At 59.6% G+C, this 7,718-nt stretch carries 5 protein-coding genes and 1 pseudogene; 3 read left to right on the top strand and 3 right to left on the bottom strand.

Annotated features, from left to right (window positions below; all coding sequences use genetic code 11):
• The 3 genes and pseudogenes from IVB22_RS09035 to IVB22_RS09025 all read right to left on the bottom strand — a co-directional run.
• Positions 1-1,119 (bottom strand): annotated as a pseudogene (locus IVB22_RS09035) (hypothetical protein); the annotation flags it as partial.
• Positions 1,120-1,174: 55 nt separating this feature from the next.
• Positions 1,175-1,654, bottom strand: coding sequence for a hypothetical protein (locus IVB22_RS09030; RefSeq protein ID WP_247516933.1), 480 nt, complete (start codon positions 1,652-1,654; stop codon positions 1,175-1,177).
• 118 nt (positions 1,655-1,772) lie between these two features.
• Positions 1,773-2,390, bottom strand: coding sequence for a sigma-70 family RNA polymerase sigma factor (locus IVB22_RS09025; protein ID WP_247516988.1), 618 nt, complete (start codon positions 2,388-2,390; stop codon positions 1,773-1,775).
• 1,094 nt (positions 2,391-3,484) lie between these two features.
• On the opposite strand from IVB22_RS09025, the gene IVB22_RS09020 reads away from it, so the two are divergent.
• The 3 genes from IVB22_RS09020 to IVB22_RS09010 all read left to right on the top strand — a co-directional run bounded on the left by IVB22_RS09020 (position 3,485) and on the right by IVB22_RS09010 (position 7,718).
• A complete protein-coding gene (locus tag IVB22_RS09020) occupies positions 3,485-3,685 on the top strand; it encodes a hypothetical protein (RefSeq protein WP_202639106.1) in 201 nt (66 codons plus the stop codon).
• 267 nt (positions 3,686-3,952) lie between these two features.
• Positions 3,953-5,203: an HlyD family efflux transporter periplasmic adaptor subunit gene (locus tag IVB22_RS09015; RefSeq protein ID WP_247516932.1), complete on the top strand. Its 1,251-nt coding sequence runs from the start codon at positions 3,953-3,955 to the stop codon at positions 5,201-5,203.
• A 4-nt stretch (positions 5,204-5,207) separates the two neighbouring features.
• A complete protein-coding gene (locus tag IVB22_RS09010; RefSeq protein WP_247516931.1) occupies positions 5,208-7,718 on the top strand; it encodes a peptidase domain-containing ABC transporter in 2,511 nt (836 codons plus the stop codon).

The raw sequence follows: 7,718 nt of genomic DNA, 5'->3' as shown, positions 1-7,718 counted from the left end.
CTGCGCCGCCGCCGCGACCGGCGCGATCGTGGCGCCGACGTCATCGGTCAGCGTCGCCGCGCTGTCGGTCACCGTCGCCAGCACCGGCTGCGCCGCCGCCGCGACCGGCGCGATCGTGGCGCCGACGTCATCGGTCAGCGTCGCCGCACTATCGGCCACCGTCGCCAGCACCGGCTGCGCCGCCGCCGCGACCGGCGCGATCGTGGCGCCGACGTCATCGGTCAGCGTCGCCGCACTATCGGCCACCGTCGCCAGCACCGGCTGCGCCGCCGCTTCGACCGGCGCAACCGTGCCATCCACGTCATGGCTCAGCGTGCCCACGCTGTCGGTCACCGTCGCCAGCATCGGCTGCACCGCCGCCGCGACCGGCGCGATCGTGGCGCCGACGTCATGGGTCAGCGTGCTTACGGTGTTGGTGTTGGTCTCCGTCGCCAGCACCGGCTGCGCCTCAACCGGCATGATCCCACCCACCACGTCATTGCTGAGACCGCCGACAGCTCCAAGCAGGGGAACGAAGCCGATCATCGACGGGCTGAAAGAGTAGCACGTTGGACTGAGCGGATTCGCGCTTTGACCCACCCTGCATTTGAGTGCCTCCGGGGTGGGAATCCGCTGATAGCGGGTTGACGGAACTATCTTCGAGTGAGGTGTGAGCGTTAAAATGGCGGGGTTCGGCATCATCATGGCGGGGCTCGGCATCATCGCCGTCCCCTCGGCGGCGACAGCTTCGCTGCGGGCGGCGCTCGGCTTGAGCGCATCGTCATGCGGCTGCGCCAAAAGCCCGGTCGGATCGAACTGGGTCGCACGCGCCTCCGACGACGCGACGGGCCTTTTGGCCGTCTCATCCTCTGCGCCCGTTTTCGAAGGATCAATCGCCGGCAGATGGTCATTCGCCTCCTGCGGCGCGGCGCCTGCCTGAGCCGTTTTGACGACCTCCTGCTCGGCCGCCGCGGATTTGAAAATGCCCACAAGAAACTCGTCGCAGGCAGTCAGCGGGGCAATGAAGAACGACCAAGTCAAGAAATTGAAAGAGCCCGATCGCTTGTCCGCACGCTGCACCGCAGCTTCGAAGATTTTCCGCTCTTGTTCGAACAGTTCGCGTTTTTCCACTTCGATCATGACTGCCGCCCTTTTTCTCGTTCGAATCAGAAACTACTCTCGCGTATTCGGAGCATCAGGAGCCCGTGTCGTGCGACGCGTCCGCCGCCACATCGAAATGCCCTACGTCGAAGTGATCCGCAGGGCCCATCTGGCCGATGGCGTATTCGAGCGCGTCGTCGGACGACATCGAAGCGAGCGCGACCTGCATGTCACCCGAATGATCCGGACCATGCGAGCCGAAATCACCATGTGAGAAGTCTAGCTTGGCAAGCGCTTCACCTGGGCTTCGATAGGTGTCGCCCTTGCCGTAGTCGTCGGATGGCTTGGCGTCGGAATAGTCGTTCTGCGCCTGCCAGGCGTCGTTCTTGGCGTCCTTCCAGCCACCATCTTGCTTGGAGTAGTCCTCGCGACCCCTGTGATCGTCATTCCACTTGGAGTTCTCGCCGTTGCCGCGGTCGTCGAGCGTGGTTGAGTCGCATTCCTCGCGTGGGACGCCGATTCCCGGAATCCTTGCCAGTCCAAAAATGCTCGTGACCCAGCTCAGGATAGACATGGTTTCGCTCCTAGCTTCGGGTTTGCGACGGGCCATGCCTTGTCCGGGTCACGGCGCCCTCACCCTACTGTCGCCGACGCGCCACGATGGATGCAGCGCGCAAAACAAATTACACGCCTCATTCGAGCTGCCGGCGCATGGCCACCAGCTCTCTCCGGATCCAGGCCTTGACCGTTCCGACCGGAACCCGGAGGTATTGGGCGATTTCCTCATGCGTGCGCCCATCGATGATCGCCAGAAGCAGGCTCGCGCGGCGCTTTGGCTCGAGTTGATCGAGCATCGTCCGTAACGTCATGCTGTCCGGGATGCCCGACGCGGGGTTCGGTGCCGTCCGTTCACGTTCGCAGATGGCGTTCAGCGTGTAGTCCTCGAGCGCGAGTTCCCGCCTAGCATTCTTCTGCATCCTGAGTGCTGTGTGGCGGACGATCGCGTAGATCCAGCCCCGCGCGGATCCGCGTGCAGGATCGAAGTCTTTGGCGCATCGGAGAATCTGCGCGAATGCATCGTGAATGACGTCCTCCGCGCGCGACCTGTCGTGGACAATCCGGTGCGCCACCGCGCGTAACTTGTCCTTCTCCCGGGCATAGATCTCCCCGACGGCAAACTGCGACCCGGCGGCGCACTCGATTAGCGCCGCTTCATAATTGAAAGCCGTTTCGCAATCACGATATGTGTCAGCCTGCACTGCGCCGGAGAAAGAAGCTTCATAGGTGAAGCACGCGCGTTGGTGGGGCACGGTACGCAACCCCTATTCCGTGCAAGGCAATACTGATGACTTGCACTTTTCCGAGTGCACAATGAACGGGTGATTAAACTCAAGTCAGGGCTCTACTTCATTCATTAAAAATTGTTTCGATCTGCCCCATCACAAAGGCGTGACGTCCTCATCAGACCGGAACGTCACATTCTCTCGCCGCGCAATCCGCGGTGACCTGCCTTATTCGTTGCACGCAATGCACGTGGTTCTGCCTTGGCGGGGTTTCGGCATCTTAGTACCGATCGACGATCTAGTTGACGGATTCTAAAACGCGAATTGCAGTGATCTTGATGCGATCTCTTCGAGATCAAGCGGCATTCTGAATGGCAAGCGTTATTCCTCATCCGCGATATTTGCGCGACGTTGCATCCAGATTGGCGGATTCCGACTAGAGGTGGAGGGCTCAGCGCCATCAACACCGAACGAGAGTAACAAGCAGAAACAACTCCGTTGGCAGCCCACCTCCCCTCTTGCACGAAGACACCATCGACGAACGGAGCGACGACGGTACGATCATCATCTGCGGAGAGGAAGCAAGTGGGCAAGAGCAACGCCCTGTTACCGCGCGATTGCAACGGCGCTGTGACTCTAGCCCCGCCGACCTAGCGGCGGGAGTCGAAGCTGTGCGCTTCATGCCCGACCTCAATGCGCCTGGGGGTACATCATCTGCGATATAGCGCTGGCCCACGATGCGGTGAGCCGTTCGCAGCGGCAAGGCGCTTCCTGTCTGTAAATCATTCTCTAATGCAATCTTTTACCCTTCTGCGCGTGCCCGCAGATCCCCTCTATATCATACTCACGCCATGCAGCGTGCGGGCGAAAGGTTGGCACCTGCGCATGCGAGCGCGCTTGGTGCCGAACCTGTCAATGGAAGATCTCGACCTGCAGCGTGGAGTCGACGAGAACGTTAGCTGCCTCCGCGGATGGCATAGAAATAGATAAGAAGCGAGCGCCTAGCGATGCCGCACAGAAAAAGTTTGTGCGAAGTGCATCCAGATCGGCGTCGTGCGACTAGCTATAACGTGGCAGCAGTTACGGCCATATCCCGCCACTCACATCGAAAGGAGACCAACATGGAGAAGATGGAAAAGTTTACTCACCCTATCGAGCTGTCTGATCAGGAACTCGATCTGGTTGCGGCTGGCTCAGGCTGCTGCAGAGGAGGAAACACGAACAATGGCGGCATCGGCGGCCTCATCGGCATCGGCTTCCTCAACGATAACAACGTCGCGGTTCAGGTTGGTTTTGGAAACGTAGCCGTCCAAAAAACGTAGCCACCCAATCTGCTCGTACCCTGGGCGGTGCACCGCCCAGGGACGAGCGGAGTGAGCCACAATGAGACTCCAACTCTGCCGCGCTGCCGACGCAGGTCAGTTTCTTTCGGCCCGATGCGGGGGGAGGAACCCGCTTTCCCCATACGAGGAGCGGTTCTCCATCGCATTGTGCGGTACCCATCCGTGCCGCAGCGGAGGATATCAGGCGGAGAGCGGCGTAAATTGACGAACGAAACGTAACCAACGAAACGTAACCAAGGTGCGTTCATGGCGACACGGCCAGCTCTATTTCGCCAGGAAGCAATTGACTTTCTGCATCAACGCCACAGCTGGGGCGAGGTCGTATCGCTGCAGCCGATATCGAGCATGATCCTCAGCTGGACTCTTGCGGGCCTTGTTGCATTCATTTTGGTTTTTATCTCCATCGCTCAATACGCGCGCAAGGAAACCGTCACCGGCTATCTAACTCCGACCCTCGGAACGGCCAAAATTCTGGTGCCGCAACAGGGTTTCATCAATGAACTCCACGTCAAGGAGGGTCAGGAGGTTGCCGAGGGCGACCCGCTCCTGACCATAGTCACTTCCCAAATCAGCGCCAACGGCGATGACGTCAATGCCGCCGTTCTCGCAGCGCTGGCGCGGCAACGCGAGGTGATCGAGCGACAGATCGCTGCGGAAGAGCGCCGTACCGCCTCGGAACACGAGCGCCTCGCTTCTACAGCCAAGGGAATCGAGGGGGAGATTGCCCAACTCGAGGACCAGCGCAACATCCAGAACGAACGGCTGAAGCTTTCCGAAAGTTTTGTATCGACCGGTGCCACGCTAATCGCGAAGGGAGCGTTGCCTGCCGTCGAATTGAAGCGCCGCGAGCAGGCGGCGCTCGAACAAGCGCAGAACTTGGCGTCGCTCGATCAGCAGATCACTGTACGACGCACCCAATTGACTGATGCTCGGCATACGCTCGAGCAACTTCCGACCGTTGCCGCAGAACGGACTCGCGTACTGCGTGGCGATCTCTCCTGGATCGAACAACGCACCGCCGAGGTGGACGGACGGCGGGCCTACGTTATCAAGGCGCCGACGAGTGGACGCGTGTCCACGCTGCAGGCGACCGTCGGGAAGGTCGCTGATCCGAAGCATATGCAGCTCGAAATCATCCCACTTGATTCGACCTTGCAGGCGGAGCTGTTCTTCCCGACGCGCGCGTCCGGATTCGTGCGCGCCGGCCAGCAAGTCAGGATACTTTACGATGCATTTCCCTATCAGAAATTCGGCACCTACCGCGGCACCGTGGCAAAAGTCTCTCACACGATCCTGACCGGCAATGATGCTACTGGGCCGATCACTCTCAAAGAGCCGGCGTACCGCGTGACTGTGCTTCCCGAACGGCCCGACATCGATGCCTATGGGCGCAAGATGTCGCTTCAGCCAGGCATGCTGCTCAAGGCCGACGTGATCCTTGAGCAGCGCTCGCTGATGCAGTGGCTGCTTGACCCGATGCTGAGCGCAAGGATGTAGCTTCATGCAGGGACTGTTGAATTTCAGCGGACGCGGGTTCCTCCCGGTCATCAGGCAGACAGAGGCAGCGGAATGCGGGCTGGCATGCCTTGCCATGGTAGCGTTCTATCATGGCCGTCGAACTGACATGAATAGCCTGCGGCGGCGGTACGCAGTCTCGCTGAAGGGTGTCACTCTCCGCGACCTCATGGAGATAGCGGCTCACCTGGGCCTGGCATGCCGGCCGCTGCGAATCGAGGTTGACCATCTGAGCCAACTGCGTCTCCCGGCTATCCTGCACTGGGACATGGATCATTTCGTTGTCCTGAAGGCGTGCAAGAAACACGGGATCGTGGTTCACGATCCCGCCGCCGGTGAGAAATGGTTTCCCATCACCGAGGCATCGAGACATCTCACTGGAGTCGTACTTGAACTCTCACCCAGTGAAGGGTTCTGCTGCACAGACCAGAGAGTGCGATTACCGTTCTCAGCATTCTGGAGCGGAATGAGGGGAAACTCCCATGTCTTAGCGCAAATATTGGTTCTCTCGGTGGTCATCGAGATCCTTATCCTCGCCGCTCCTTTCTACATGCAGCTCACGGTAGACGAGGTCATCGCCAGAGGCGATGTCGATCTTCTGCTCGTACTCGGGCTTGGCTTCGCGCTACTCGTCCTGATCAAAGTCGCGTCGACCGCGGTCCGCTCGTTCATTGTTCTTCTTCTGCAGAACACGCTCAGCTTTCAGATCGGCGCCCGGCTGTTTCACCATCTGGTGCGTTTGCCCCTCTCATTTTTCGAAAAGCGGCACATCGGCGACATCCTGTCGCGCTTCGGCTCGATCGAGCCCATCCGCAACATGCTCGCGGAGGGACTGATCACGGGCTTGATCGACGGTCTCATGTCGGTGTTGATGCTGGCGTTGATGTTCGCATACAGCGTCCAGCTCGGATTCGTTGTCCTGCTCGCGTTCGCGCTGTACGCCGCTTTGCGACTAGCTCTCTTCAGGATATTCCGACAACGGAGCGAAGCGGCCATTCACAGCAAGGCACAGGAAGACTCCAACTTCATCGAAACCGTGCGGGCGGTGCAGAGCCTGAAGCTGCTCAACCGAGAGAACGAGCGGGAGAGCCAGTGGCTGAACCGCTATGCCGAGTACGTAAATGCCAACGTGCGGCTAGGCCGGGCGAGGATCAGCTTCAAAGCCATCAACGACACGATATACGGCCTGGAGAACGTAATCACAATCTACCTCGCCGCTCGCCTCGCACTGGACAACCTTATCACTGTTGGCATGATATTCGCGTTCGTCAGCTACAAGCTGCAGTTCGCCGAACGGACAGCGCTGCTAATCGAGAAGCTGGTGGACCTGCGGATTCTCGGACTGCACTTGGAGCGCCTCGCCGACATTGCGCTCACCCCCCTAGAGCGGGGACACGACCAGGATCTGTCGTATGTGCGACCGATCCGCGGCTCGATCGAGGTGCGCAACGTGTGCTTCCGTTATGCAGAAGCAGAGCCTCTGATTCTTAACAACGTCAATCTGTGCATTGCTCCGGGACAATTCGTGACGATCATGGGACCTTCCGGCTGCGGCAAGACAACTCTAGTCAAGATTATGCTTGGGCTGCTCGAGCCAACGAGCGGGGAGGTCCTGATCGACGGCCTTCCATTGGGCCAGATCGGACCGCGCGCTTATCGCGAACACATTGGCGCGGTCATGCAGGAGGATCAATTGCTGTCAGGATCCATTGCCGACAACATCTGCTTTTTTGAGACGACCTTCGATCGGCAATGGATGATCGAGTGTGCGCAGATTGCCGGCATCCACGACGATATCATGGCAATGCCGATGAGCTACAACAGCCTCATCGGTGACATGGGAAGCTCATTATCCGGCGGGCAGAAACAGCGAGTACTGCTTGCGCGCGCGCTCTATCGCCGACCAAAGATCCTGTTTCTGGACGAGGGCACAGCACATCTGGACACGGACAAGGAAAAAGAAATCAATGCCAATCTCCAGCATCTAAATATGACTCGTGTGAGCATAGCACACCGACCCGAAATCTCCCACGGAGCGGATATGATCATCCGTCTTTCCAGGGCGGCCCAGCCCTTTCAGGTCGGAGTTTCAGGCGGCACACCAGCAGCGGCGCCTGCGCGCGATGCTGGTCACACCGGGTTTGCCGCCGAAGATGCGAAATCGACCAAGCTCGCCCAGGGCCACGACGAATGCTCCGATGACGGCCGTAAAGGCGACTATTTGAAGCAGGCCGGTAAGATCGACTACTCGAAAGACGGCAAGGGCGAGTACGCCAAGCACGATGGTGGCTGGAAGGACGCCAAGAACGGCGACGGCCTGCCGAAGGACTATTGCGGCCCGAAGCCGCCCGACGACTACGGAAAGGGCGGCATGTATCGTAACCCGGGTGAAGCGCTGGCCAAGCTCGACTTCTCACATGGTGATTTCGGCTCGCGCTCTCCGGATCACTCGGGTGATATCCAGGGCTCGGCGCGTCGCAATGCGGGTCGTTCGTAG

This window comes from Bradyrhizobium sp. 190 (genome assembly GCF_023073415.1).
In the GTDB taxonomy this organism is placed as follows: Bacteria; Pseudomonadota; Alphaproteobacteria; order Rhizobiales; family Xanthobacteraceae; genus Bradyrhizobium.
Note: the sequence above shows the minus strand (reverse complement) of the source record. Positions and strands in the feature narration are given on the sequence as shown.